Below are 26,241 nucleotides of genomic sequence, written 5' to 3' on the forward strand. Positions count from 1 at the left end.
TCCACAGTTTGTTTCACGTGAAACATTCCCTGTCGAATTAAAGAGTTGGTTTCACGTGAATCATTTGCCAATGCAAAATTGAGAGAAAATTACGTCCAATATTTCCTCCACATCAACATCGCCTGTGATGCGGCCGAGATATTGCGAGGCGAGGCGCATATTTTCAGCGCGTAATTCCAGTGGCAAGTTTTCGTTCGCAATGGCTTTGCCAATTTCTTCATATGTTGAATTCAAGAGATTAATGTGACGCTGCCGTGTGGGCACTGCCTCCGATATCCGGCCTATTTTCGATTCCGCAAAATTCTGAAGCTTGGTGATGAGTTCATCTAGCCCCTCACCTGTTAGGGTCGATATCATGTTCTCCCAGCGTCGCGAGTGCTCACTGAATATGTCGGCTTTAGTCCCGACCAGCCAAAGATCGGTCTCTGTGTCAGGAAGGGATACTTCCAGCGGATTGTTCATATCTTGCAGTAACAGGACCAAATCGGCTTCGGAGGCGCGCGCTTTAGCACGCTCGATACCGATTTTTTCAACAGCGCTCTCAGTTTCCCGCAAACCGGCAGTGTCAGTAACGAAAACAGCTATTCCGCCAAGATCGAGTTTGACTTCGATAAGATCGCGTGTTGTTCCAGCCTCTTCGGAAATTATAGCGACTTCACGACCGGCTAGAAAATTCAACAAGCTTGACTTGCCGGCATTAGGCGCTCCGGCGATCACCACATGCAAACCTTCACGCAACATAGAAGCGCGTTTTCCGCCTTCAATATGCTGCGCAATCACTTTTTGCAGAGTTTGCAGTGATGCCCACACCTGTTCCGCAACAGAACCGGGGACATCGCCTTCATCAGCAAAGTCTAATTCAGCCTCAATAAAAGCTCTTGCTCGAAGCAATTGCTGGCGCCAGTCACTGTAAAGCTGGCGTTGAGAACCCGACGCTACTTGCATGGCGAGGCGCCTTTGCCCTTCGGTTTCAGCCGCGATGAGATCTGCAATGCCCTCAGCAATGGTCAAATCCATTTTCCCGTTGCTAAAAGACCGGCGTGTAAACTCCCCGGCCTCTGCTATGCGGCAATTGGCAATGCCTGACAGTTCCCGAAGTAACTTTTCAACGACAGCGACTCCGCCATGCAGATGAAATTCTACACAATCTTCGCCGGTAAAACTTTCTGGTCCTTTAAAATAGAGTGCCAGACCGCGATCAATGGCATCACCATTTCGGGAGCGGAATGTTTTATATGCGGCATAACGCGGTGTGAGTTCTTCTCCGACTATCGTTTCGATAATGAATCGAACTTTTGGGCCAGACGCACGAATGACAGCGACGCCAGAAGGCAGTCGCCCACTGGACAAGGCAAAAATAGTATCCTGATGCATTGTAATGTCGCTCATCGCTTTTCCTGACCTATATCGACTGTAAAACAGAAGCTGTTTGCGAATGGTTTGTGCATATTCATTCAAAAGAAGAAAGGAAAGCCTCATGACGGTTATTCGTGGCAATCAACTAGGAGACGAAGCGAGCGCCTATCTGCGCCAACACGCCAACAATCCCGTCCACTGGCGACCATGGGGTAAGGAAGCACTAGAGGAGGCACAAAGCCTCAACCGTCCAATCCTGCTCTCTATTGGCTACGCTGCCTGTCATTGGTGCCACGTGATGGCCCATGAGTCTTTCGAGGATTCGGATGTCGCGCACGTCATGAACCAATCCTTCGTGAACATTAAAGTCGATCGTGAGGAACGCCCGGATGTGGACCAGATTTATATGGCGGCACTTGGCGCAATGGGGCAGCAAGGGGGATGGCCGCTAACCATGTTCTTGCGACCGGACGGCAAGCCATTCTGGGGCGGAACCTATTTTCCACGCCATCCAAGGCAGGGTATGCCAGGCTTTATTGATGTACTGACCGCCGTAAACAATCTCTGGCAGAATGATCAGGGAAAAATTAACCATAATTCCCGTGCGCTGTTCGAACATCTGGAAGGACGCCTTGCCGCTCAGAATGAGGGTAAGCAGAACGATATTGCTCTGTTTGATAAGACAGTCGCACGCATCTATGGCCTGTTCGATACCGACCGCGGTGGTACAAGGGGCGCTCCCAAATTTCCCAATGCACCTTTCATGGATGCGCTCTGGTTGGCCTGGCTCTATAATGGTCAGGTTCAGCACCGAAATAGTTTTATCCATTCCCTCCAAAACATGCTGCAAGGGGGAATCTACGATCACCTCGGAGGTGGATTATGTCGGTACAGCACGGACGAAAATTGGCTCGTGCCGCATTTTGAGAAAATGCTTTATGATAATGCCCAGCTTATCCGCCACGCCAATTATGCTTATGCTGAAACTGAAAATGAACTGTTCCGTATCCGAATCGAAGAAACTGTAGATTGGTTGATTGAAGACCTCCGTTTACCGGATGGAAGTTTTGCATCCAGCCTCGATGCAGACAGCGAAGGCGAAGAAGGAAAATATTACGTTTGGAGTGAAGATGAAATTGATGCGGTCACGGGTCACGATAGTCCAGCGTTGAAATTATTTTATGGGGTTTCCGCAGACGGAAACTGGGAGGGTAAAAACATCCTCTCCCGCCTGCATGCAACGGACGTGCAAGCATTCCCACCGTCTGCCGTTAAAGCAGCCAAAGATAAACTTCTCACCCTGCGCAGAACGCGCATCGCTCCAGCTCGAGATGACAAGGCACTGACAGACTGGAATGCGCTGGCTATCCGCGCACTTACAGAGGCGGGTAGTAGTTTTCAACAGCCGGAGTGGATTACGCATGCGATCAAGGCGTATGATGCAATCAGGGCATCGCAGCGTGATGGAGAGCTACCGCATTGCCGGATGGGATTGAAGACAGTCTATCCGGCGCTTTCGACCGATTATGCTGGCATGATCAATGCGGCCCTCGCTCTTTATGAGGCTACAGCCGAAACAACTTATCTGGACGATGCAATCAGTTTCAAGGGAGCGCTCGATCGTCATCATAAAGATAATTCCGGCAATTATCGCCTGACGGCACTCGATGCTGACGACGTCATTCTGCACAGCTATGGCGATTATGACGATGCCATCCCGAGCGCCACCAGCCAGATTATCGAAGCATTGACGCGGCTCTTTCTGGCAACCGGCGATATGGGACTTTATCAAAGCAATCAGACACTCATAGAACACGCACTGGGTCGGGCAACGGTGCAACAATATGGACAGATCGGCATTTTGAACGCCGCCCGCTTTGCAGCAGAACCACTCTCATTAGTCATTGCCAGTGAAGGCGAAACAGATGCGCTCGTTTCTGTTGCCCGACATAAACCCGATCCGCGCCGACTGGACAAGATTATCGCTTTCAAGCCAGACGCGACTATTCAGCTTCCGACAGGCGGCAACGTACAGACAACACAACCCTGCGCCTGGCTTTGCAAAGGCCAAGTCTGTCTGCCACCCGTCAGAAACCCCGAAGCGTTGCAGAGCCTTCTAAAAAACATCTCCCAAAACCAGTAGGAACCGGTTTTGGGACGAAGACATGTGTGAAAATACAAGCAAAGAAACTGAAAAAGCCGCACTGGCAAAAAACCAGTACGGCTAAATTCAATTCTTTTTGGGCAAAAAGAATTACGTATTCATCGAATCAAAGAATTCGGCATTGCCCTTGGTCTGCTTGAGCTTGTCGATCAGGAACTCGATCGCATCGGTCGTTCCCATCGGCGCCAGAATGCGGCGCAAAACGAAAATCTTCTGCAGATCGGCGCGCGGCACCAGCAGGTCTTCCTTACGCGTACCGGATTTGAGAATATCCATCGCCGGGAAGATACGCTTGTCAGCAACCTTGCGGTCAAGAACGATTTCCGAATTGCCGGTGCCCTTGAATTCTTCGAAGATCACTTCGTCCATGCGCGAGCCGGTATCGATGAGCGCCGTTGCAATGATGGTGAGCGAACCACCTTCTTCGATGTTACGGGCAGCACCAAAGAAACGTTTTGGACGCTGAAGCGCATTGGCATCAACACCGCCGGTCAGAACCTTGCCGGAAGACGGCACAACCGTGTTGTAGGCGCGCCCAAGGCGGGTGATGGAATCAAGCAGGATCACTACGTCTCGGCCATGTTCGACCAGACGCTTGGCCTTTTCGATGACCATTTCCGCCACCTGAACGTGACGTGACGCCGGTTCGTCAAAGGTTGAGGAAACGACTTCGCCCTTCACCGAGCGCTGCATATCGGTCACTTCTTCCGGACGTTCGTCGATCAGAAGAACGATCAGATAGCATTCAGGATGATTGGCGGTGATGGAATGGGCGATATTTTGCAGCAGAACCGTCTTACCAGTACGCGGCGGCGCGACGATCAGACCGCGTTGGCCTTTGCCAAGAGGTGCTACCAGATCAATGACGCGCGAGGACAGATCCTTGGACGTTGGAACTTCCAGTTCCATCTTGAAGCGCTCATTGGGATAAAGCGGCGTCAGATTGTCAAAATGCACCTTGTGACGGATTTTTTCCGGGTCTTCAAAATTGATTGTGTTGACCTTGAGAAGTGCGAAATAGCGTTCGCCTTCCTTAGGCCCACGGATAGGACCTTCGACCGTATCGCCGGTTTTCAACGAAAAGCGACGAAGCTGGGAAGGCGAAATATAAATATCGTCCGGTCCTGGCAGATAATTGGCGTCGGCTGAACGCAGAAAGCCAAATCCGTCCTGCAGCACTTCAACAACGCCCTCGCCGATAATTTCGACGTCCTGAGCGGCGAGGCTCTTGAGGATCGCGAACATCAGTTCCTGCTTGCGCATGGCGCTGGCGTTTTCAACCTCAAGCGTTTCGGCAAAGGCCAGAAGCTCGACCGGTGTTTTGTTTTTAAGTTCTTGTAGTTTCATTTCCTGCATGGATGAGGAACTCTTTTGAAATATAAGGAGAAAATGCAGTGAGTTCGGAAAGTTGGTCAGCGGCGTTGCGTGACCGGCATCGAAGGCTGCTATTATGGTGGGAAGTGTGCTCATTCATACCGGTTAACAGCAGCATGAGCAAGTCCCACTTAAGGATGATTAAAATTTTATTCAATAGGAAAAAGGACGAAGCCCGGAAATTTGCCGGGCTTCTTTGAAAAATTACCGTAAATCAGAAAGGCTTCACGATCACCAGAATGACGATGAGGATCATCAGCACGGTTGGGATTTCATTGACGATTCGCCAATGTTTCGCAGATTTCGTATTCTGGTCCTCAGCAAAAAGGCGCGTCGCTTTGGAAAGATAGCCGTGAAGGCCGGACATCAGCACGACAAGCAGCAACTTGCCATGCAGCCATCCACCCTTGAAGCCAAAAATTTCCCAAGCCATCCACAGCCCTGCAATCCAACTTACCGCCATGGCGGGATTGATGATGAAGCGCAGCAATCGCTTTTCCATGACCTTGAAGGTTTCGGATGCTTCCGAGCCGGACTTTGTCGCGACATGATAGACAAACAGACGCGGCAGATAGAGCATACCTGCCATCCAGGCGATGATCGCTATCACATGGATCGCCTTGACCCAGAGATAGGCATCGGACGGATTCACGTGAAACAATGCCCAAACTCCCACGACAACGATAGCAAGCGAAACGATGGTACGCATCAGAACGACTGAGCCACGATTTTCACGTTTGACGTTTGTCATGCTGCTGCTCCCCGCACGCGATCAATCATGCGCTGGACATTTTCGACTGGTGCTTGTGGCGTAATACCGTGACCCAGATTGAAGACCAGCGGTCCCTGCCCCAGATTTTCAAGAATTGCATCCACCCCCTCATCCAGCGCGCCGCCACCCGCAACAAGTCGGAGGGGATCGAGATTGCCTTGTATGGCGCCTTTTTTTTGCAGGTCTTGTGCAAAACTCCACGGAACCGACCAGTCTAGCCCCAGTGCATTAACGCCGGTTTTTTCGCGATAACCAGCATAAAGCATGCCGGCACCCTTTGGAAAACCGATGATACGGGCGTCAGAATAAACTGCCCTTACCTTCTCAACGATACGTGCCACCGGGCGCACACAGAAACGCTCAAAACAATCTTCATCCAGAACGCCGGACCAGGAATCGAAAATCTGCAAGGCATCTGCCCCGGCATGAAGCTGTTCGATAAGGTATTCGGCAGACACATCAGCCAGATCATTCAGCAGCTTCTCAAAAGCTTCCGGGTGACGATAGGCAAAAAGACGGCTGGGCGCTTGATCGGGAGTGCCGTGACCGGCGATCATATAGGTCGCAACCGTCCACGGCGCGCCACAGAAGCCCAACAGCGTTGTTTCCGCAGGCAACTGTGCCCGCAACAACCGAACCGTCTCATAGACCGGCTCCAGCCGTTTGGCGACGCCTTCGGTTTCAAGCCAGAATATTTCATCGGCATCCATCGGAGTCATCAAAGGCCCTTTGCCTTCTTCAAAGCGAAGATCACGCCCAAGCGCGTGCGGGACAACCAGAATATCGGAAAACAAAATGGCTGCATCAAAGCCATAACGACGAATTGGTTGAAGCGTCACTTCGACTGCCAGATCGGGCGAATAACACAGATCGAGGAAGCTTCCGGCTTTTTTTCGTGTTTCTCGATACTCGGGCAGATAGCGCCCAGCCTGACGCATCATCCAGATTGGAGGTGGAAAGACCGTTTCGCCATCGATAACTTTCAGGACCTTACGTTTCATGTCTTCGTATTCCACCTGTTAGGTTGTTTATGCGGATATGCGTGGAAAGTTATCCAGTGCTGTTTCCATATAAAAAGGGAAGATTCTGGAATCTTTTGATTCTTAGAGTCTGTTGGTATCGGGGATTAGCATTTGTTCGAGATTTTTCCCCGCTTTAACTCTGCCACAATCATCCTGTGCGATTATCCACCGCTAGTCTGATCGAAAACGGTGAAAACTCAATTCCCTCTTTTAAGATAAAGGGTTACTTATTGACGCAGTTTATGTGCCATTGTGGAAAAGCTGGGAATTAATACAAAGCTTATCCAAATTGTGAGTCTTGTCCACAGATGTGGGGGGATAATCGGCACATGTTCGCTGCCTGTGGATGACTTGCCAAGTTTTGCCCAGCCTGCCATGGCTTGTTTCAAGTGCAGTGCTTTTACGCACAGACATCAACAGGAGGGGAAGAAAACTGTGACCAGACCGCTTTCCTACTTTCATCTTCATCTGATTTCTGATGCGACCGGAGAGACTCTGCTCGCTGCGGGGCGGGCGGCAGCCGCTCAATATGCCAATGCACGCGCTATTGAACACATCTATCCGCTGATCCGTACCGAAAAACAGTTGCGTAAGGTTCTGCAAGATATCGATGCTGAACCGGGGATTGTGCTTTACACCATCGTTGATCAGAAGCTTGCGGTGATTGTTGATGAAGCTTGCGCGGAACTGGGCGTACCGAGCGTCTCGGTGCTGGAGCCGGTGCTCAATATATTTCAATCTTATCTCGGAGCGCCGGCGCATCGACGCGCCAGCGCGCAGCATGTCCTTAATGCCGATTATTTTCGCCGCATCGACGCCCTCAACTTCACCATGGAGCATGATGACGGCCAATTGCCGCTCGATATCGAAGAGGCGGATGTTATTCTCGTTGGTATTTCGCGAACCTCGAAGACGCCGACCAGCATTTATCTCGCCAATCGCGGTGTGAAAGCCGCCAATGTGCCGATTGTGCCGGGCATTCCTCTATCGGACGTGCTTTTTACCGCGCAGCGTCCGCTGATTGTTGGTTTGGTCGCTACAGCCGAGCGTATTTCACAGATCAGGCAGAATCGCCCGCTTGGCAATGTTCCATCACTCGATACGGGATTATATACGGATCGCGCTACAATTTCAGAGGAATTGACCTATGCGCGCAATATATGCAGCCGTCACGGTTGGCCGGTGATCGATGTCACGCGCCGCTCCATCGAGGAAACAGCGGCGGCGATTCTGGCTCTGTTGCGAAGCGGATCTCGAACGGACAAGAAAGAAGGATATTGATCATGACGGAAAAGCTTGTTCTGGCTTCCAAAAGTCCCTTCCGTTCCGCCTTGTTGAAAAATGCGGGCATGAAGTTTTCCACCGCAAGCGCGGATATTGACGAGCGCGCCGTTGAAGCGCCGCTTTATGAAACGGGTGCCACACCGCAAGATGTGGCGCAGGTGTTGGCGGAAGCCAAGGCGCTTGATGTCAGTGAGAAAAATCCGGATGCCGTGATTATCGGCTGCGACCAGACATTGTCGCTCGGTGATGAAATTTTTCACAAGCCGGCCGATATGGAAGCAGCCGGTCGGCAATTGCTGCAATTTTCCGGTCGTACGCATGCGCTCAACAGCGGTGTTGTGCTGGTGAGAAACGGCGAAACCCTGTGGCGGCATGTTTCGGTCGCGCATATGACCATGCGTGCGCTCGATCCGGCTTTCATTGGCCGCTATCTGGGTCAGGTTGGTGAGGCTGCCCTTTCAAGCGTCGGCGCTTACCAGATCGAAGGACCGGGAATCCAGCTTTTCGAGAAGATCGAAGGCGATTATTTCACCATTGTAGGTCTGCCGTTGCTACCGTTGCTGGCCAAACTGCGTAAGGAAAAACTGATCGATGGTTGAAATGACGACAGCACACAAAGCCTTTGTGACCGGCTTCCCGATCAAGCATTCACGCTCGCCGTTGATCCATCGCTTCTGGCTGAAGCAATTGGGGATTGAAGGCAGTTATGACGCCATCGAAATTGCGCCGCAAGATTTTTCCGCCTTTGTGCTTTCACTTGGGCAACAGGGATTTGCCGGGGGCAATGTCACCATACCACATAAGGAAGCAGCTTTTAGTGCTGCCGAAAAGCTCGATGACGCGGCAAAAGCCATTGGTGCGGTCAATACGCTGTGGTTTGAAAATAACACATTATGGGGCGGCAATACGGATGCCTATGGCTTTGCCTCCAACCTCGACGCCGGTGCACCGAGTTGGGATAATGCGGATACGGCGCTGGTTCTGGGCGCGGGCGGTGCAAGTCGCGCTATCGTCCATGCGCTTATCACACGCGGGTTTTCGCGCATTACCGTTGTCAATCGCACGCTAAGCCGTGCCGAGGAATTATCTGCGCATTTTGGCACTGCCGTTTCGGCCAGTGGCTGGGATGAGGCTGAAGCCCATGTGGCAGAGGCGGATCTCATCGTCAACACCACATCGCTTGGCATGAGCGGTCACGGCGATGAGGAGGCTTTTCCGCTCGATCTTGCTTACGCGCCCAAACATGCGGTCGCCACCGACATTGTCTATGTACCGCTCAAAACGCCGTTTCTCAAACAGGCAGAACAAGCGGGGCTTAAAACAGTGGACGGTCTTGGCATGTTGCTGCATCAGGCGGTGCCGGGCTTTGAACGCTGGTTTGGTGTGCGGCCTGAGGTCAGCGAAGCGCTTCGCGACCATATTCTTGACGATATTAAAAAGGCCGGGTCCCTATGATTGTGATCGGGCTCACCGGCTCAATCGGTATGGGGAAAACTACTGCAGCCGCCATGTTTGCGGCAGTGGGTGTGCCGGTTCATAGTGCTGATGAAGCTGTGCACCGGCTTTATAAAGGCCGTGCTGCACCGCTCATTGAAGCGGCTTTTCCCGGTACGGTGGATGAAACTGTCGTGGACAGGGAAAAACTGTCTGCGGCTGTTTTGGGCGATCAGCAAGCTTTGAAAAAGCTGGAGGCTATCGTCCATCCGCTGGTGCGCGAAGAGGAGCAGGCTTTTTTACGTGAGGCTGAAACAAGCGGCGCGGATATGGCGCTGATTGATATTCCACTGCTTTTTGAAACCGGCGGTGAAGCACGTGTCGATAAAATTGTGGTGGTTTCAGCACCGGCAGCGGTACAGCGTCAGCGTGTGCTGGCGCGGCCCGGCATGAGCGAGCAAAAGTTAGACGCCATTCTTGCGCGTCAGATGCCGGATGCTGAAAAGCGGACGCGGGCGGATTTTGTGCTCGATTCGAGCACAGGTCTTGATGATATGCGTCGACAGATTACCGATTTGATCGAGAAATTACGTGGAAAGCCGCAGGAACACGCCGAATAAGACAATCGGGCGTGTTATGAATACCGAAATGATGATGAGGTTCGTCCATGCGTGAGATCGTTTTCGATACGGAAACCACCGGTCTGGAAAGACTGGAGGATCGGGTGATTGAAATCGGTGGCGTAGAACTGATCAATAAATTCCCGACCGGTAATACCTTCCATAAATTCATTAATCCGCAGGGTCGCCAGGTGCATCCCGATGCACTGGCCATCCACGGCATCAGCAATGAGCAATTGCTGGATAAACCGACATTTGCGGAAATTGTTGATGAGTTCAGCGAATTTTTCGATGGTGCGATACTGGTCGCGCATAACGCTATGTTTGATCTTGGTTTTATCAATGCGGAACTGGCGCGCATTGGCAGGCCGGAAATTGCCGTCGACCGTATTTTGGATACGCTGGCGCTTGCCCGACGTAAGCATCCGATGGGGCCGAATTCGCTTGATGCGCTGTGCAAGCGCTATGGCATCGATAATACGCACCGCAAATTGCACGGGGCCCTGCTCGATTCCGAAATTCTGGCCGATGTCTATATCGAGCTGATGGGTGGCAAGCAGACCGCTCTTGGTCTGAGTGTGGAAAATACTTCACGTAATCAGCAAACAAACGATCGCGATACGGCAATCGAGATCATTGCCCGTCCCCAACCTTTGCCGTCCCGCCTCTCCGAGGCCGAGCGCGCCGCTCATCATGCATTGGTGGACAAGATGGGCGATAAGGCAATCTGGAAAAAATATCTTTCATGAAAAAAGCCCGGTCGATGCCGGGCTTTTTTTAATAATTCCAGATAATCAGCTATCAGCTCTTTACAGCATTCTTGGCCTGTTCTTCAGCCATGCGTTGCTGGAACATCTGTGCGAAATCAATCGGATCGATCATCAGTGGCGGGAAACCGCCATTGCGCGTGGCGTCAGCAATGATCTGGCGTGCGAATGGGAACAGCAGACGCGGGCATTCGATGAACAGCAGGGGCAGCATATGTTCCTGCGCAATACCTTGAATACGGAAAATACCGCCATAGACGAGTTCCGTGTTGAACAGCACATCCTTGCCGTCGACAGCTTTAGCTTCCAGCGTCAGAACGACGTCGAAATCCGTTTCGGACAGCGGATTGGCGTTGACGTTGACATTGATATTGATCGACGGAGCCTTTTCACGCGGGCGCAGCGACAAAGGCGCGCCTGGGCTTTCAAAGGACAAATCTTTTACATATTGCGCCAGAATGTTGAGAGCCGGTTCGGCACTTGCGCCGTTGCCATTCTTGATTTCGCCCGCAGCGGCTTTATCGCTCATTATCGGTATGCCTTCTTCTCGATGTTTGATACGGGAGCCCTGAGGCCGGAATGCTTGGCTAGCATGTGAGCGAAGATGAGGCAAGAAAGGCTTTCAAGCCGGAAACGCGCAAAGTCAGTTCTCCTTGCGATCTCTTTTCCACGGCGAATTCTCATTGGGTTTGGCGGTATAATCTTCCGGATCGAGATCAATCACGTGATCCTGAACCGGGGGCTGATGCGTTCCATAGCCGCGCGAATAGGTGGTGGACGTGGCAACGACCATGCGCCCGCGTAAAAAACGGTCCCATACGATATCGCGTATGAAGGGCATGAAAAGCAGGACGCCGAAAAGACTGGTTACGAAACCCGGAACGATCAGCAGAAACGCCGCCATGACCAGCATGGCACCGTGGACCATTTCACGGTTCGGAACCCGGCCTGCCGCGCTTTCCTCGCGGATTCGTTTCAGAAGTCCTATGCCCTGCACACGCAGTAGGAAAAAACCGAGCATGGCGCTTAAAATCACCAATCCCAGGGTCGCCAGCACGCCAATATGACTGCCGACGATCACAAAACCGGCGATCTCGACAAAGGGCATAGCCAGAAGGGCGAGTGGAGCGAGAGAAGGGGACACGTCAATCAAGGCCTTTCAAGGTTTCGTAAAGGCTCCGAATATAGCTTTAAATGTAGCTTTTTATGGATCGGAACGAATTTGGACATTATATCACGTCAATTAAGATAGGTATGCGCGATCTGGATTTGAATGATGGGGCAAGCCGATCTATATGTATGGAACAATTATTCACGACTGGATCGGGCTTTTTTGCCTTCTCCGTCAATAAATGGCAGGCGGTATGGAATTTTTCGACATTGGCACGATTTTCTTTTTCATTGTAGCGGTGATTATTTTTCTCCAGCTGAGAAATGTTCTTGGCCGCCGTACCGGAAATGAAAAGCCCCCTTTCGATCCCTATACGTCAGCGCGTAGTGCGGATTCGGGTGCCCCAGCAGGTGAAACGGATAATGTCGTCGCCCTGCCCCGGCGTTCCACCGAAAAAGACTTTGCGGCTTTCGACAAAATTGCGCCCGTCGGCACGCCGGTCAATGACGGCCTTCGTGCCATCTATGCGGCAGACCAGACCTTTGATCCGGCGCGATTCGTCGAGGGTGTGAAGGTTGCCTATGAAATGATCGTGATGGCTTTTGCCAATGGCGATCGCACGAGTCTGAAAAACCTTCTTTCCAAGGAGGTTTACGAGGGGTTTGTTGCGGCTATAGACGAGCGTGAACAGCGTGGCGAAAGCGTCCGCTCTTCTTTCGTCGGCATTGAGAAGGCCGAGATTGCTTCTGCCGAAATGAAGGGCTCGGAAGCCCATGTGACGATCAACATCATCAGCCAGATGATTTCTTCCACACTCGATAAGGAAGACAAGCTGATCGACGGCGACCCGGAAAACGTGGTGGAGATCAAGGATCTTTGGACTTTCGCCCGTGATACAGGGTCGCGAGATCCCAACTGGAAGCTTGTCGCAACCGAAGCCGACGATTAAAATCGACAGGCTGTCTCCTTATTATGAAGACAGCCTTTTATTTGAACCGGGTTGGCGCGTGTGACAGGTTTGGACAAAATCTTCAATCCGGTAAGCTTTTCCGATTGTCCGGGATGGAACGGCGACGATCAGGCTGCCGCGTTTGCCGCGTTCCGCCGTTCCGCCGAATATGCAGCGCAGAATAGCTATAAAAGCGGTAGGCTCGGTATTGCATTTGAGGCGCTTCAACCGGCATTCACCGCCGCTCGTTTGTTCAATAATCCCGATATTTTAAGCGCACGTGCTTTCTTTGAGCACTATTTCATTCCCTGCCGAATTGAGGCGCAAGGTTTTGTAACCGCCTTCTATGAGCCAGAAATTGAAGCTTCTCGTACTCCGGATGCTCAGTTCAACGTTCCGTTTCTCAAAAAGCCAGACGAGCTCGTCAAAATCACCGATGAAAACCGGCCGACTGGTTTTGATCCCTCTTTTGCCTTTGCCAAGGCGACAGCGGACGGCCTGGCTGAATTTGAGGACCGTGCGGCAATCGAACAGGGCGCTCTCGCAGGACGCGGGCTGGAAATAGCCTATGTCGCGGATCGGGTTGACGCTTTTTTCGCCCATGTGCAGGGTGCGGCGCGGTTGAAATTTGATGATGGCACGCTCACGCGCATCACTTACTCAGCTAAAACCGGCCATCCCTTTACCGGCATCGGGCGCATTCTGGTGGATAAAGGCGAGATCGCAGCCGCTGAAATTTCAATGCAGAGTATCCGCGCCTGGCTGAATGAGCACCCGGAGCGGGCCGATGATCTCATCTGGCAGAACCGCTCCTATATCTTTTTTCGCGAAGCCCCGGTTGTAGATCCCGCACTCGGACAGATCGCTGCGGCCAAAGTGCCGCTCACGCCGGGGCGCTCGATGGCGGTTGATCGATTGCTTCATACATTTGGCACCCCAATCCATGTGCATGCGCCCGATGTGAAGGCCTTTGAGAATGCGGCCTTCTCGCGACTGATGATCGCGCAGGATACGGGTACGGCGATTGTCGGGCCAGCGCGTGGCGATCTCTTTGCTGGATCGGGCAATGCGGCAGGAGAAATCGCCGGCGGCATCAAGGATCAAGTCGAATTTTATGCACTGGTGCCGCGTGGGCTTTTGGGGGCGTGTGCATGAGGCGAAACACCGACAAAGAGGGCAGGGATTATCTGCGGCCAGAGGATCGCATTCTCTGGGAATCTGTTGCAAGGACCGCCAAACCGCTCAGCGCAAGAAAGCCGAAAGCAGAAGAATTCCCGGATTTCGACTCTGTAATGGCGCAGGAAATTGAAAAAAAGCCGCTGAAGCAGGCCGCGTCTGAAAAGCCGCCCTCCCAACCCAAGCAAAAAACTGCAGCACCACGCGACCTGCCAATCCGGCCGCTCGACAAGCCAACCCATCGCAAGATTTCCAAGGGACGCGTGGATATCGAGGCGCGCATTGATCTGCATGGTCTGACGCAAAGCGATGCTTATGAACTGCTCTACAGCTTTTTATTGAATGCGCATGGACGCGGATTGCGCCATGTCATGGTGATTACCGGCAAGGGGCGTTCGCTTGGCAGCGAAGGGGTTTTGAAACAGGCGGTGCCGCACTGGTTTTCGACGCCGTTGTTCCGGCTTCTGGTCAGTGCCTATGAAGATGCGGCGCATCATCATGGCGGGCATGGCGCGCTTTATGTGCGCCTGCGTAAGCAGACACAGACAGGCGGAATGCTGCGATGACCCCGTTTGGCAAAAAACTGCGCGAACTTCGCGAAGAGCGCAATGTGACGCAAAAGGATATGGCGGCAGCGTTACGGGTTTCGCCTGCTTATCTCTCGGCGCTCGAACATGGCCGTCGCGGCCAGCCGACATGGGATATGCTGCAACGCATCATTACTTTCTTCAACATTATCTGGGACGAGGCGGAGGAGTTGCAGAACCTTGCGGCTGTTTCGCATCCACGCGTGGTGATCGATACGTCAGGCTTGTCGCCACAGGCAACCGAGCTTGCCAATCTTTTGGCACGCAATATCCGCCTCATCGATCGGGAGACGATCAAACATTTAAGTGAAGAAATAGAAGCGGCGCGCAAACGCCGCCGGGGTATAAAACCGCGCCTCTAAAATAGCGCCTTCAGTTCATCGAGCTTCGAATTAACCAGCCAGCCATAGTAATTTTCCTGCGGCATGACAGGTTTCTGTCCCGAAGCCTTGCGCTTTGCATTTTCATTGGCAAGAACCCGTGCGCGGGCATCGGCGCCGCCGGTATTGTAGAGCGTTGCCGTCAGCCCCGGATTGTTGGAAATGTCGAAATCGGCGATCTGGCGATAGGCCGTGATCGACTGTTTCAGCGTTGCTGCAATATAGGGCAGCGTCAGATCGGGATCCATGATGGTTTTATAGACCGTATTCCCGTCTTCGGCATTGAGTTTAGGCAGGCCGGAGACCCGATTGACCATATCCGACATCTGAAGCGCAGTCAGCGGGTTGATCTGGCCAAGACCAAAAGTCTGGCCTGCATAGAAGGGTTGGAAGAACACGGCGCTGAAACGATTGTTCGGATAAGATTTTCCGCCAACCGATTTTCCGCGAAAGTTTTTGTTCCATATACTCTCGCGGCAGGACCACAGTGCATAGCTGTTCTTGTATTTCAGGCATTCAGAAAATTCAGGCCGCTTGACGAATTGGCCAATGCTCTCGCCATTATAGCCAAACGTTACGCCCTGCTTCACATAGGACATTGCCTTGACGTAATAAGTCTGGAGCCGGTCATAGACATCGACATTATAGGTGTGCTCGCCGACGATTGCGCCGACAATATGGATAGGGTCGATGCCGTAGGCTGTCGCCGTCGCACGGATTTTCGAGCGCAGCGATGCATCGCGTTTGAGAAGATTATAAATCTTCTGGTATTTTTTCTCGTAAGTGGTGCTGAGTTCACGCGTGCGCTTGGCCGAAGCGCCCGGAATGGGCGGCTGTTCGGCATTCCGGTTTCCTAGCGGGACCGTAATGGCTGCAAAAGCGCTCTGGCAGGAAAAAGCGATGGCGAGGCAGATGCCTGCAACACGGTTCAATCGACTGGTCATTGTGCGCAAACCGCCCCGACATGGTAAAGGATATGTAAAATTTGGCGCAAATTAAAAAACCCCCCGATGGAAGTCGAGGGGTTTCTTTGCCAAGATAAGAAAGGAAACGGAGCCGTGGCTTTCCGGTCACTCGATAGAGCGATTCATTTCACATGCATACATCATAGGGTAAAAAAGAATTCTTGCATAAACCAGGGCAAAGCGGGGCCTCGAAAGGATCAGTTAAGCAAATCCAAGCTTGAGCATAAACTATACTAGACCCCATCGCGGATGCAAAAATAAGTGTAGTGCATAAAATGCGTCTAAAATTTTTCATCGCAATTCTCCTTATTAAAAGGATATTCTATACTTAATTTGTAAAGTAGAAAATAACAATTTTTTACCGCCACATAATTCTGATTTGAGAGACCGCCAAGTATCCCAAATCAGGCTCTGTCATTTGTTTAAAGGATAAAGCGCGACAGATCGGTGTTTTTCGCCAGATCGCCAATGGTCTTGCGGACATAGTCTGCATCGACTTTAAATTCCGATCCCGACTTGTCGGGTGCATGGAACGAAATATCGTCCAGCACCTTTTCCATCACCGTCTGCAGACGGCGCGCGCCGATATTCTCGACGGTCGAATTGAGGTCGACGGCAATATCGGCCAATGCATCAATGGCATCATCGGTGATTTCCAATGTCACCTCTTCTGTCGCCATCAGTGCAATATATTGCTTGATGAGACTGACTTCGGTTTCAGTCAGAATACGGCGGAAATCCTCCCGCGTCAGCGCGTTAAGCTCCACGCGGATCGGCAGGCGGCCCTGCAACTCCGGCAGAAGGTCGGACGGTTTCGAGACATGGAAAGCACCTGATGCGATGAACAATATATGATCGGTCTTTACCGGTCCATATTTGGTGGCAACCGTGGTGCCTTCAACCAGTGGCAGCAAATCGCGCTGTACGCCTTCGCGCGAGACGCCTGCGCCCATTCCCCCTTCGCGTGAGGCGATCTTGTCGATTTCGTCGAGAAAGACGATGCCGTCATTTTCGGTCGAACGCAGCGCTTCCTGCACAAGTTGGTCCTGATCGAGCAGCTTGTCGGATTCGTCATTGATCAGGATGGAATAGGATTCCTTGACCGTGGTCTTGCGCGTCTTGGTGCGTCCGCCCATGGCCTTGCCAAAAATATCGCCGATATTGATCATGCCGATATTGGCACCGGGCATACCGGGGATCTCGAAATTCTGGCCTGCACCCGTATCAGCCACCTCGATTTCGATTTCCTTGTCGTCCAGCTCGCCTTCGCGCAGTTTTTTACGGAAACTGTCGCGGGTGGCGGGACTGGCCGTCTTGCCGACAAGACCGTCGAGAACGCGTTCCTCGGCATTGATATGCGCCTTGGCTTTAACTTCCTCGCGCTTCTTTTCGCGCACAAGCCCGATTGCTGCCTCGACCAGATCGCGGATGATCTGTTCCACGTCACGACCGACATAACCCACTTCGGTGAATTTCGTAGCCTCGACCTTGATGAAAGGCGCTCCGGCAAGTTTTGCCAGACGACGGGAGATTTCCGTTTTGCCGACACCGGTCGGTCCGATCATCAGAATATTTTTCGGCATCACCTCTTCGCGCATCTGGCCTTCCAGCTGCTGGCGGCGCCAGCGGTTGCGCAGAGCAACCGCAACCGCACGCTTGGCGTCGTTCTGCCCAATGATGAAACGGTCGAGTTCGGAAACGATCTCGCGGGGAGAAAAATTACTCATGATTATAGTCCGCTTTGCCACTGCTTGATGGACTCGAACGGATGCAGCAGCATGATCACGTTGAGTATGAGATTGTCGCGAATGACGATCAGCGCCAGAACTTCGAAGAACAGCGCAAGCGCGACGGTGATTTTGGTAGGCAATCTGGCAGCAAGAAGAAAGCCGATGAGAGCTGCAATGGTGTCGGAAACCGAATTGATGATGCTGTCGCCAAAATAGTCCACAGAGGATGTATTGGCGCGATAGCGTTCGATTATGAAATTCGAGTTTTCAATCAGTTCCCACGCAGCTTCGATACCGACTGCCATAGCAAGCCTCAGACCCAGCGGGGCTTTGGGTGCAATGATGGTCAAAAGCCAGTAGAACAGAAAGCCATGAATGATGTGCGAGAGCGTATACCAGTCGGATATATGCTGGGAGTTTTCGCTCATCAACGAACCGGACCATAATTTTACGGTGCCGCATTCGCACATGACAATTCGCCCGTCGAGATAAAGCCAGAAAGCTTGCACTCCGAGGATGGCTAGGACAATCAGAGCACCAAGGCCCCAACGATGTGCTTTGGAAGGGGAAGCCTGCGTGAGCGTGCTCATTCAGCGTCGAGACTTTCAACAAGGATGCTGTGGTTGGTGTAGATACAGATATCGGCTGCAATCTCCATCGCCTTGCGGGCGATTTCCTCGGCATCCTTTTCGGTATCGACCAGCGCGCGGGCTGCTGCGAGCGCATAATTGCCGCCGGAACCAATGGCCATGACGCCATGTTCGGGCTCCAACACGTCGCCTGTGCCGGTGAGCGCCAGCGTCACCTTGCTGTCGGCGACCAGCATCATGGCTTCTAGTTTGCGCAAATAGCGGTCGGTACGCCAGTCCTTGGCGAGTTCCACGGAGGCGCGCATCAATTGGTCGGGATATTGTTCAAGCTTGGCTTCAAGGCGCTCGAGCAGCGTGAAGGCGTCAGCCGTGGCACCTGCAAATCCGGCAATGACATTGCCCTTACCGATGCGGCGCACTTTTCGCGCATTGCCCTTCATCACCGTATTGCCGAGCGAGACCTGCCCGTCACCGGCAATCACCACCTTGCCGCCCTTGCGCACGGTGACGATGGTGGTGCCGTAAATTGTCGTGGGATTGTGTTCGATCATGGATCACTCCTTTGGCGATCCGTGCAATCCCGAACGGCGATTGCGCAGATCCCTGCATGTGAAATTGAAACGTGCTCGCCTTTTAAAGGAGGTGAATCGCGTTTCGTTCTGAATATTTAAGAAGCTGCGATTGAAATGCAAACCGATAAATCACTTCACCGCTCAATCAGGCTTGATCAAGCAAAAGCATTTGGCAAAGCGCGCAAGCTGTTCTAGAACGCGGCTTAGCATTGTCATGAGGAACGCTATGTCTGCTGAAAGCACTCGCAAGGCCAGTATCGAACGCGCCACCAAGGAAACCAGTATTGCTGTTTCCGTCGATCTGGACGGTGTTGGAAAATCCGACATCACAACCGGCGTTGGATTTTTCGATCATATGCTCGAACAGCTTTCGCGCCATTCGCTGATTGATATGCGCGTCATGGCCAAGGGCGATCTGCATATCGACGATCACCACACAGTGGAAGATACCGGCATCGCGCTGGGGCAAGCTCTTGCCAAAGCTTTGGGTGAACGTCGTGGCATCATGCGTTATGCCTCGATGGATCTGGCCATGGACGACACGCTGACGGGGGCTGCGGTCGATGTGTCCGGTCGCGCCTATCTCGTTTGGAACGTGAATTTCACCACAGCCAAGATCGGTACTTTCGATACGGAACTGGTGCGCGAATTCTTTCAAGCCTTTGCGATCAATGCCGGCATCACGCTACACATCAACAATCATTATGGTGCCAACAATCACCATATTGCCGAATCGATCTTCAAGGCGGTGGCCCGGGTTCTGCGTTCAGCGCTTGAAACCGACCCGCGCCAGAAGGACGCAATTCCCTCGACCAAGGGTTCGCTGAAGGGATAAATTATGGCGCAATTCGTCGTGCTGGAACCAGTTGATTCTCAAAATGCTGAGAATGCCGTGTTCGTGCGCGATGGATTCCATGTGCTTGCACTCATCCTCCCCGTTGTGTGGTTGTTGTTCCAGCGTTTGTGGTTCGAGGCCGCGGCTGTTTTCGGCGTTACGATCTTGCTGGGTTTTGGCGGTTCAATGCTCGGTATTGCCAATGCCGTTCCACTTATCACCTTGCTGGTTTCCATCTTTGTCGCACTCGAAGGCGCTAACTGGAAAATTGCCAAATACAGGCGTCACGGGTTTGCGGAAAAAGCGATAATCGATGCCGCCAATCTGGAAGAAGCGGAAATCCGTTATTTCCATGATCGCAAAGAGCCGCGTGCAGTCCACCCCCATGCACCCGCGCCCGAATGGACACATCAGGTCGCCCGCCCCGCTTATTCTTCCACTGGTTCGACGATTGGCTTTGTGGGCCATCGCGGAGAAAACTGACAATGCGTGTTGCAATTATCGATTATGGTTCCGGCAATCTTCGCTCGGCCACCAAGGCCTTTGAACGCGCCGCCCATGAAAGCGGCATTGATGCCGAAATCGAACTGACCGCCGATGCCGATCGTGTGGCCTCTGCGGACCGCATCGTGCTGCCCGGTGTTGGCGCCTATGCCGATTGTCGGCGTGGCCTTGATGCCGTCCCCGGCATGGTCGAAGCGCTCAATGATGTGGTGCTGAATAAAGCGCGGCCTTTCCTTGGTATTTGCGTCGGCATGCAGTTGATGTCCGAACGCGGACTGGAAAAGGAAGTGACGCAAGGTCTTGGCTGGATAGCCGGTGACGTGCGCGAAATGACGCCGTCCGACCCATCTCTCAAGATTCCACAAATTGGCTGGAATCGGATTCACGTGAAACATTCACACCCGATCTTTGACGGAATCGATACCGGCGAAAACGGCTTGCATGCCTATTTCGTGCATTCCTATATGTTCGCTGCGACAAACGAGACGGACGTTCTGGCAGTCACCGATTATGGTGGCGATGTCACGGCAACGGTCGGTCGCGACAATATGGTAGGTACGCAGTTCCATCCCGAAAAGAGCCAGTTGCTCGGCCTTGCGCTGATTGCCAATTTCCTGAAATGGAAGCCCTGAGAATATGATTCTTTTTCCCGCCATCGATTTGAAAGACGGTCAATGCGTGCGCCTGAAGCTTGGCGACATGGATCAGGCCACCGTCTATAATGAAGATCCCGCAGCCCAGGCCAGGGCCTTTGAGGATCAGGGTTTTGAATGGCTGCATGTGGTCGATCTCAACGGCGCTTTTGCGGGCGAGAGTATCAATGGCAAAGCTGTGGAAGCGATCCTCAAAGCCACCAAAAATCCGGTACAGCTTGGCGGCGGCATTCGCACACTCGAACATATCGAAAGCTGGCTGTCCAAGGGCTTGAAGCGTGTCATCCTGGGCACCATCGCCGTGCGCGATCCGGCGCTGGTGATTGAGGCGTGCAAAAAATTTCCGGGCCAGATTGCCGTTGGCATCGATGCCAAGGGTGGCTATGTCGCTGTTGAAGGCTGGGCGGAAGCATCCGAGCTTGGCGTGATCGAGCTTGCGCAAAAATTTGAGGGCGCAGGCGTTGCCGCCATCATCTATACCGATATCGACCGTGATGGCGTATTGGCTGGCATCAACTGGGATTCGACTTTAAAACTTGCCGACAGCGTTTCCATTCCAGTCATAGCATCCGGTGGCCTTGCTTCCATGGATGATATAAAGCGCCTTGCAGCACCTGATGCGCAAAAACTTGAAGGCGCGATTTCCGGTCGTGCACTTTATGATGGGCGTATTGATCCAGCGGAAGCGCTGTCCGTTCTGAGGGCATCAAAATGACCTTGAAAGCAAGAGTGATATTGTGCCTCGATGTCAAAGACGGTCGCCATCGCCTACCCGCAGCGAACAGTCCGGCGCAGGCCGGACCGCGAGGACAGGCAAAGCTAAAAAGAGACGCGACAGATCGAGGACAACAATGCTGAAAGCAAGAGTGATACCGTGCCTCGATGTTAAAGACGGTCGTGTTGTCAAAGGTGTCAACTTCGTTGATCTGATCGATGCCGGTGATCCGGTGGAAGCGGCCCGCGCCTATGATGCGGCGGGTGCCGACGAACTGTGCTTCCTCGACATCACGGCGTCCTCGGACAATCGCGAGACAATTTTTGACGTTATCGCCCGTACAGCTGAGCAATGTTTCATGCCGCTGACGGTTGGCGGCGGCGTGCGTCAGGTTTCTGACATCCGCAAGCTGCTGCTGGCGGGTGCCGACAAGGTGTCGATCAACACGGCGGCGGTCAAGAACCCGGATTTTGTCGCCGAAGCCGCCGACAAATTCGGCAATCAGTGCATCGTGGTGGCGATTGATGCCAAGAAGGTTTCGGGTGCCGGTGAAGCAGATCGCTGGGAAATCTTTACCCATGGCGGGCGTGAGACTACCGGCATCGATGCTGTGGAGTTTGCGCAGAAGGTGGTGAGCCTTGGTGCTGGCGAATTGCTTTTGACCTCCATGGATCGCGACGGCACTAAGGCGGGCTATGATATTGCGCTGACCCGCACCATTGCCGACAGCGTACGGGTTCCGGTGATTGCTTCGGGCGGCGTCGGCAATCTCGATCATCTGGTCGAAGGTATTCGCGATGGCCATGCCACGGCAGTGCTTGCCGCGTCGATTTTCCATTTTGGTACCTATACGATCGGCGAGGCAAAGCGCTATATGGCTGAAGCCGGTATTCCAATGCGGCTCGATCCGGTTCGCTAAAAATCTGAAGGAATTTTGATGAGCCAGTTCACGCTCGCCGACCTCGAACGCATTGTTGCGCAACGCGCCAGCGTGAACGACGGATCGTCCTATACGGCCAGCCTTGTTGCAAAGGGCCAGACCAGGGCCGCCAAAAAACTCGGTGAAGAAGCCGTGGAAACGGTGATTGCCGCAGTCGAAGGCAACCGCGCGGAAATCGTCACGGAAAGCGCTGATCTGCTTTATCATTTGCTGTTGGTGCTCAAGATTGCGGACGTGCCGCTCAATGAGGTTCTTGAGGAGTTGCAGCGTCGCACGGCGCAGACGGGCCTTGAGGAGAAGGCCAGTCGTAAAGCCTGAATGCAAATGGAACCAAAAGCTCTGAGTGCAGAATTTGCGTTGAGGGAGGACCGCGACACTATGTGGGAGAAAGTGGACCAGCTGACGCCATCGCGCTACTCGCCCTATCGTTTCTTCTCGGCGATAGAATGGGCGGGTTTTCGTGCGGACACCCCCCTCACCCTCACTTATGAAGAAGTCAAACGCCTGCGTTCGCTGGGTGATCCTATTGATCTTGATGAAGTTCGGCGCATCTATTTGTCGCTGTCACGACTTCTCTATGCGCATGTGGAAGCAAGCCAGTTGCTGTTTCGCCAGCGCCAGCAATTCCTCAATATGGAAGAGCGTTTCAAGACGCCGTTCATCATCGGCATTGCCGGTTCAGTTGCCGTGGGAAAATCCACAACAGCGCGTATTTTGAAAGAGCTTCTCGCTCGCTGGCCTTCAAGCCCCAAGGTCGATCTGGTGACGACTGACGGCTTTCTCTATCCTAATGAGTTTTTGCGGGCTGAAAACCTGATGGAGCGCAAGGGATTTCCTGAAAGCTATGATGTTGGGGCGGTGCTGCGGTTTTTATCCGCCATCAAGGCTGGCATGGCCCAGGTTCGGGCGCCGCTCTATTCGCATCTGACCTATGATGTGCTTCCGGGCGAATACCAGATCGTTGACAAGCCCGACATTCTGATTTTCGAGGGCATCAACGTGCTTCAGGTGCGTGATCTGCCCGAAGACGGCAAGATGGTGCCGTTCGTGTCGGACTTTTTTGACTTCTCGATCTATATCGATGCGGAAGCCGATCTTATTCACAAATGGTATATTGACCGCTTCATGCGTCTGCGCGAGACGGCTTTCGTCAATCCACAATCCTTCTTCCATCGTTATTCGCAGCTATCTGAGGAAGCGGCGCGTTCAATCGGTGAAGGCCTGTGGAACAATATCAATATGAAGAACCTACGCGAAAATATTCTTCCCACCCGGCCGCGCGCTGATCTTATCCTTCGCAAGGGTAGCGATCACTTGATTGAGGAAGTCGCGCTCAGGAAAATCTGATCGGTTTCAATCGAACGAGACCTTGCCCCTGCCCTTCTTGACTTCTGAACGTCCGGATTTGGCTTTGAGGCGTCTTTCGACAGACCCCTTGGTCGGTCGGGTTTTCTTACGTGGCGGCGGTGGTGGTTCGGCGGCCTTGGCAATCAAAGCGATTAGCCGCTCGCGTGCATCCTCGCGGTTACGCTCCTGCATGCGGAAACGATTGGCCTCGATTAGAATATCGCCGTCCTTGGTGCTGCGCTGTCCGGCCAGTTTGAAAAGCCGCGCCAATATCTCTTCCGGCAGGCCGGAACGGGCGGCATGAAAGCGCAATTGAACAGCGGTCGAGACTTTGTTGACATTCTGCCCGCCGGGGCCTGATGCGCGGATAAAGCTCTCCTCAAGGTCATCCTCGCGGATGCTCAGGCGTTTTGTGATGCGGATAATATTGCGGCTTTCTTCCATGGGCAAAGCCATACAATATTTTGGCCGCGTTGAACAAAAGAAAACCCGGCTTTTCAGCCGGGCCTTCTCTCCTCCTCAGGATAGTTTTGTTATTCGGCAGCAATCTGGATTGTGGGTGCCGCATCCTTCACATCATGATCGACATGGCTTTCAAATTTTTCGAAATTGCTGACGAACATGTCGACAAGCTTCTTGGCCTGGGCGTCATAAGCTGACTTGTCGGCCCAGGTCGATCGCGGGTCGAGAATGGCACTGTCGACGCCGGGGACTGCAACCGGAACGGCAAAGCCGAAATTCGGATCAGTGCGGAATTCGGCGTTATTCAACGATCCGTCAAGGCCTGCAGCAAGCAGCGCGCGCGTGGCCTTGATCGGCATGCGATTGCCTGTGCCGTATGCGCCGCCGGTCCAGCCTGTATTGACAAGCCAGCAATCGACCTTGTGTTCGGCGATCAGCTTGCGCAGCAGGTTGCCGTATTCCGACGGATGGCGCGGCATGAAGGGTGCACCGAAGCAGGTCGAGAAAGTGGCTTCCGGTTCAACTACGCCCTTTTCGGTTCCGGCAACCTTTGCGGTATAGCCTGACAGAAAGTGATACATTGCCTGCGCTGGCGTGAGTTTTGCGATGGGCGGCATGATACCAAACGCATCTGCTGTCAGCATGATGATATTTTTCGGCTGGTTGCCAGTGCCGGTCTTGGAAGCATTCGGGATATAATCGAGCGGATAGGCGCAACGGGTGTTTTCGGTCAGCGATCCGTCATCAAAATCCGGCTGACGGTTCTCATCGAGCACGACATTTTCCAGAACCGTGCCGAAACGCTGCGTGGTGGCATAGATTTCCGGCTCCGCTTCGGCGGAGAGACGAATGGTTTTGGCGTAGCAGCCGCCCTCAAAATTGAAGACGCCGTTTTCGCCCCAGCCATGTTCGTCGTCACCGATCAGCGTGCGGCTTGGATCAGCGGACAGCGTGGTCTTGCCGGTCCCCGAAAGGCCGAAGAACACGGCGGTGTCGCCATTCGGGCCTTCATTGGCCGAACAATGCATGGGCATAACGCCCTTGGCAGGCAGAATGTAATTGAGGGCCGTGAACACGGATTTCTTGATTTCACCGGCATAGGATGTACCGCCGATCAAGACGATCTTGGCTGTGAGATCGACGGCGATTACCGTTTCGCTGCGCACGCCATGGCGTGTCGGATCGGCCTTGAAGGACGGCAGGTCGATAATGGTCATCTCTGCGACGAAGGCGGCAAGTGTTGCCTCCTCAGGGCGGATCAGCAGATTACGGATGAACAGCGAATGCCAGGCATATTCGGTAATCGTGCGCACATTGAGCTTGTTGTCATTGTCAGCACCGCCGACGAGATCCTGAACGAAAAGCTCCTTGCCTTTGGCGTGTTCGATAAAATCCGCATGAAGAAGCGCGAAGGCCTCAGGCGTCATCGGCTTGTTGTTGTCCCACCAAACCTGATCTTGCGTATTGGCGTCGCGCACAACGAATTTGTCCTTGGGCGAACGACCGGTATGCTGGCCGGTGCGTGCCACCAATGCGCCCTGTGCGGTCAGTTCTGCTTCGCCGCGCCGGATGGTTTCCTCATAAAGCTTGGCCGGTCCAAAGTTATAAAAGACTGCGGAGAGCTCCTTTAGTCCTGAAGTGGAAATGGAAGCGGCCGTATTGTGAATGCCGGTCTCTCTCATGGTGTCTCCGCGGTGTGGTTCGTTAAATAAAAATGCCCCGCCACTTTCTGAATGATGCAGGGATGCGAAGTCAGAAACAGATTAACTGAGAGAATTCAAATATTTAATCGATTTAAAAAATTTGAATTTCTTTTAAATCGTTTAATTGTCTATTTTTTGCGTGTATTATTTATCACAAACAACCAGTGCGTGTATGAGCCAATTTGTGATTCGTCAAAACCCAATTTAAAGCTTCTTGCGCGGCTGCCAC

General features: G+C 52.9%; 29 protein-coding genes. 17 read left to right on the forward strand and 12 right to left on the reverse strand.

Features of this window, described 5'->3' with window-relative positions:
- Positions 1 to 60: 60 nt before the first annotated feature.
- Positions 61 to 1,389: a tRNA uridine-5-carboxymethylaminomethyl(34) synthesis GTPase MnmE gene (mnmE, locus tag AAIB41_RS09410; RefSeq protein WP_343313062.1), complete on the reverse strand. Its 1,329-nt coding sequence runs from the start codon at positions 1,387 to 1,389 to the stop codon at positions 61 to 63.
- An 88-nt stretch (positions 1,390 to 1,477) separates the two neighbouring features.
- Between mnmE and AAIB41_RS09415 the strand changes: the two genes are divergently transcribed.
- Positions 1,478 to 3,499, forward strand: coding sequence for a thioredoxin domain-containing protein (locus AAIB41_RS09415; protein WP_343314725.1), 2,022 nt, complete (start codon positions 1,478 to 1,480; stop codon positions 3,497 to 3,499).
- A 111-nt stretch (positions 3,500 to 3,610) separates the two neighbouring features.
- On the opposite strand, the gene rho is transcribed toward AAIB41_RS09415, so the two are convergent.
- From rho to hemE, 3 genes are all read right to left on the reverse strand, one after another.
- Positions 3,611 to 4,876 (reverse strand): transcription termination factor Rho, encoded by a 1,266-nt coding sequence (gene rho / locus AAIB41_RS09420; RefSeq protein ID WP_343313063.1) that lies wholly within the window; start codon positions 4,874 to 4,876, stop codon positions 3,611 to 3,613.
- Between the two features lie 232 nt (positions 4,877 to 5,108).
- A complete protein-coding gene (gene hemJ, locus AAIB41_RS09425) occupies positions 5,109 to 5,645 on the reverse strand; it encodes a protoporphyrinogen oxidase HemJ (RefSeq protein ID WP_343313064.1) in 537 nt (178 codons plus the stop codon).
- Entirely contained in the window at positions 5,642 to 6,667 is a 1,026-nt protein-coding gene (gene hemE, locus AAIB41_RS09430; protein ID WP_343313065.1) for a uroporphyrinogen decarboxylase, read from the reverse strand. The genes hemJ and hemE overlap by 4 nt, the downstream gene beginning before the upstream one ends.
- 456 nt (positions 6,668 to 7,123) lie before the next feature.
- Between hemE and AAIB41_RS09435 the strand changes: the two genes are divergently transcribed.
- Genes AAIB41_RS09435 through dnaQ form a run of 5 tightly spaced genes read left to right on the forward strand, consistent with a single transcriptional unit; the run spans position 7,124 to position 10,775 of the window.
- Positions 7,124 to 7,969: a pyruvate, water dikinase regulatory protein gene (locus tag AAIB41_RS09435; protein WP_343313066.1), complete on the forward strand. Its 846-nt coding sequence runs from the start codon at positions 7,124 to 7,126 to the stop codon at positions 7,967 to 7,969.
- A 2-nt stretch (positions 7,970 to 7,971) separates the two neighbouring features.
- Positions 7,972 to 8,571, forward strand: coding sequence for a Maf-like protein (locus tag AAIB41_RS09440; RefSeq protein WP_343313067.1), 600 nt, complete (start codon positions 7,972 to 7,974; stop codon positions 8,569 to 8,571).
- On the forward strand, positions 8,564 to 9,427 hold the full coding sequence (locus AAIB41_RS09445; protein WP_343313068.1) for a shikimate dehydrogenase: 864 nt from the start codon (positions 8,564 to 8,566) through the stop codon (positions 9,425 to 9,427). The genes AAIB41_RS09440 and AAIB41_RS09445 overlap by 8 nt, the downstream gene beginning before the upstream one ends.
- Positions 9,424 to 10,026: a dephospho-CoA kinase gene (gene coaE / locus AAIB41_RS09450; RefSeq protein ID WP_343313069.1), complete on the forward strand. Its 603-nt coding sequence runs from the start codon at positions 9,424 to 9,426 to the stop codon at positions 10,024 to 10,026. Before AAIB41_RS09445 ends, coaE begins: the two co-directional genes overlap by 4 nt.
- 47 nt (positions 10,027 to 10,073) lie before the next feature.
- Complete coding sequence (gene dnaQ, locus AAIB41_RS09455; RefSeq protein ID WP_343313070.1) at positions 10,074 to 10,775, forward strand: DNA polymerase III subunit epsilon; 702 nt, start codon at positions 10,074 to 10,076, stop codon at positions 10,773 to 10,775.
- A gap of 52 nt (positions 10,776 to 10,827) precedes the next feature.
- Here the strand turns inward: dnaQ and secB are convergent, their stop codons facing one another.
- Both secB and AAIB41_RS09465 read right to left on the reverse strand, forming a co-directional pair.
- Positions 10,828 to 11,322 carry a protein-export chaperone SecB gene (secB, locus tag AAIB41_RS09460; RefSeq protein WP_343313071.1) on the reverse strand — a complete coding sequence of 165 codons (495 nt, stop codon included), beginning with the start codon at positions 11,320 to 11,322 and terminating at the stop codon, positions 10,828 to 10,830.
- A 114-nt stretch (positions 11,323 to 11,436) separates the two neighbouring features.
- Positions 11,437 to 11,937, reverse strand: a complete 501-nt coding sequence (locus AAIB41_RS09465; protein WP_343313072.1) for an FxsA family protein — start codon at positions 11,935 to 11,937, stop codon at positions 11,437 to 11,439.
- Positions 11,938 to 12,157: 220 nt separating this feature from the next.
- Here AAIB41_RS09465 and AAIB41_RS09470 point away from each other — a divergent pair, with 220 nt between their 5' ends.
- From AAIB41_RS09470 to AAIB41_RS09485, 4 genes are read left to right on the forward strand one after another with little or no spacing between them, the layout of a single operon-like run.
- Entirely contained in the window at positions 12,158 to 12,853 is a 696-nt protein-coding gene (locus AAIB41_RS09470) for a Tim44/TimA family putative adaptor protein (RefSeq protein ID WP_343313073.1), read from the forward strand.
- Between the two features lie 60 nt (positions 12,854 to 12,913).
- Entirely contained in the window at positions 12,914 to 14,008 is a 1,095-nt protein-coding gene (locus AAIB41_RS09475) for a murein transglycosylase A (protein WP_343313074.1), read from the forward strand.
- The gene (locus tag AAIB41_RS09480) at positions 14,005 to 14,595 is read left to right on the forward strand and encodes a Smr/MutS family protein (RefSeq protein WP_343313075.1); all 591 of its coding nucleotides are present in this window, start codon (positions 14,005 to 14,007) and stop codon (positions 14,593 to 14,595) included. Before AAIB41_RS09475 ends, AAIB41_RS09480 begins: the two co-directional genes overlap by 4 nt.
- A complete protein-coding gene (locus AAIB41_RS09485; protein WP_343313076.1) occupies positions 14,592 to 14,978 on the forward strand; it encodes a helix-turn-helix transcriptional regulator in 387 nt (128 codons plus the stop codon). Before AAIB41_RS09480 ends, AAIB41_RS09485 begins: the two co-directional genes overlap by 4 nt.
- On the opposite strand, the gene AAIB41_RS09490 is transcribed toward AAIB41_RS09485, so the two are convergent.
- The 4 genes from AAIB41_RS09490 to hslV all read right to left on the reverse strand — a co-directional run bounded on the left by AAIB41_RS09490 (position 14,975) and on the right by hslV (position 18,832).
- A complete protein-coding gene (locus AAIB41_RS09490; protein WP_343313077.1) occupies positions 14,975 to 15,940 on the reverse strand; it encodes a DUF1402 family protein in 966 nt (321 codons plus the stop codon). The genes AAIB41_RS09485 and AAIB41_RS09490 overlap by 4 nt on opposite strands.
- A 443-nt stretch (positions 15,941 to 16,383) precedes the next feature.
- Positions 16,384 to 17,688, reverse strand: coding sequence for an ATP-dependent protease ATPase subunit HslU (hslU, locus tag AAIB41_RS09495; protein WP_343313080.1), 1,305 nt, complete (start codon positions 17,686 to 17,688; stop codon positions 16,384 to 16,386).
- Between the two features lie 2 nt (positions 17,689 to 17,690).
- A complete protein-coding gene (locus tag AAIB41_RS09500; RefSeq protein ID WP_343313081.1) occupies positions 17,691 to 18,281 on the reverse strand; it encodes a DUF2585 domain-containing protein in 591 nt (196 codons plus the stop codon).
- Positions 18,278 to 18,832 (reverse strand): ATP-dependent protease subunit HslV, encoded by a 555-nt coding sequence (gene hslV / locus AAIB41_RS09505; protein ID WP_343313082.1) that lies wholly within the window; start codon positions 18,830 to 18,832, stop codon positions 18,278 to 18,280. The genes AAIB41_RS09500 and hslV overlap by 4 nt, the downstream gene beginning before the upstream one ends.
- 247 nt (positions 18,833 to 19,079) lie before the next feature.
- On the opposite strand from hslV, the gene hisB reads away from it, so the two are divergent.
- The 7 genes from hisB (at position 19,080) to coaA (ending at position 23,847) form a co-directional block, all read left to right on the forward strand.
- The gene (hisB, locus tag AAIB41_RS09510) at positions 19,080 to 19,688 is read left to right on the forward strand and encodes an imidazoleglycerol-phosphate dehydratase HisB (protein WP_343313083.1); all 609 of its coding nucleotides are present in this window, start codon (positions 19,080 to 19,082) and stop codon (positions 19,686 to 19,688) included.
- 3 nt (positions 19,689 to 19,691) lie between these two features.
- On the forward strand, positions 19,692 to 20,171 hold the full coding sequence (locus tag AAIB41_RS09515; RefSeq protein ID WP_343313084.1) for a DUF2628 domain-containing protein: 480 nt from the start codon (positions 19,692 to 19,694) through the stop codon (positions 20,169 to 20,171).
- Between the two features lie 2 nt (positions 20,172 to 20,173).
- Complete coding sequence (hisH, locus tag AAIB41_RS09520) at positions 20,174 to 20,824, forward strand: imidazole glycerol phosphate synthase subunit HisH (protein WP_343313085.1); 651 nt, start codon at positions 20,174 to 20,176, stop codon at positions 20,822 to 20,824.
- 4 nt (positions 20,825 to 20,828) lie between these two features.
- Positions 20,829 to 21,560, forward strand: coding sequence for a 1-(5-phosphoribosyl)-5-[(5-phosphoribosylamino)methylideneamino]imidazole-4-carboxamide isomerase (gene hisA / locus AAIB41_RS09525; RefSeq protein ID WP_343313086.1), 732 nt, complete (start codon positions 20,829 to 20,831; stop codon positions 21,558 to 21,560).
- Positions 21,561 to 21,696: 136 nt separating this feature from the next.
- A complete protein-coding gene (gene hisF, locus AAIB41_RS09530) occupies positions 21,697 to 22,479 on the forward strand; it encodes an imidazole glycerol phosphate synthase subunit HisF (protein WP_343313087.1) in 783 nt (260 codons plus the stop codon).
- Between the two features lie 18 nt (positions 22,480 to 22,497).
- Positions 22,498 to 22,818, forward strand: a complete 321-nt coding sequence (locus AAIB41_RS09535; RefSeq protein ID WP_343313088.1) for a phosphoribosyl-ATP diphosphatase — start codon at positions 22,498 to 22,500, stop codon at positions 22,816 to 22,818.
- Between the two features lie 60 nt (positions 22,819 to 22,878).
- Positions 22,879 to 23,847: a type I pantothenate kinase gene (coaA, locus tag AAIB41_RS09540; RefSeq protein ID WP_343313089.1), complete on the forward strand. Its 969-nt coding sequence runs from the start codon at positions 22,879 to 22,881 to the stop codon at positions 23,845 to 23,847.
- Positions 23,848 to 23,853: 6 nt separating this feature from the next.
- Here the strand turns inward: coaA and arfB are convergent, their stop codons facing one another.
- Positions 23,854 to 24,303: an alternative ribosome rescue aminoacyl-tRNA hydrolase ArfB gene (gene arfB, locus AAIB41_RS09545; protein ID WP_343313090.1), complete on the reverse strand. Its 450-nt coding sequence runs from the start codon at positions 24,301 to 24,303 to the stop codon at positions 23,854 to 23,856.
- A 77-nt stretch (positions 24,304 to 24,380) separates the two neighbouring features.
- On the reverse strand, positions 24,381 to 25,991 hold the full coding sequence (locus AAIB41_RS09550; protein ID WP_343313091.1) for a phosphoenolpyruvate carboxykinase: 1,611 nt from the start codon (positions 25,989 to 25,991) through the stop codon (positions 24,381 to 24,383).
- Positions 25,992 to 26,241: the final 250 nt, after the last annotated feature.

Origin of the sequence: Brucella sp. BE17, from assembly GCF_039545455.1 — a bacterium.
Lineage (GTDB): Bacteria > Pseudomonadota > Alphaproteobacteria > Rhizobiales > Rhizobiaceae > Brucella.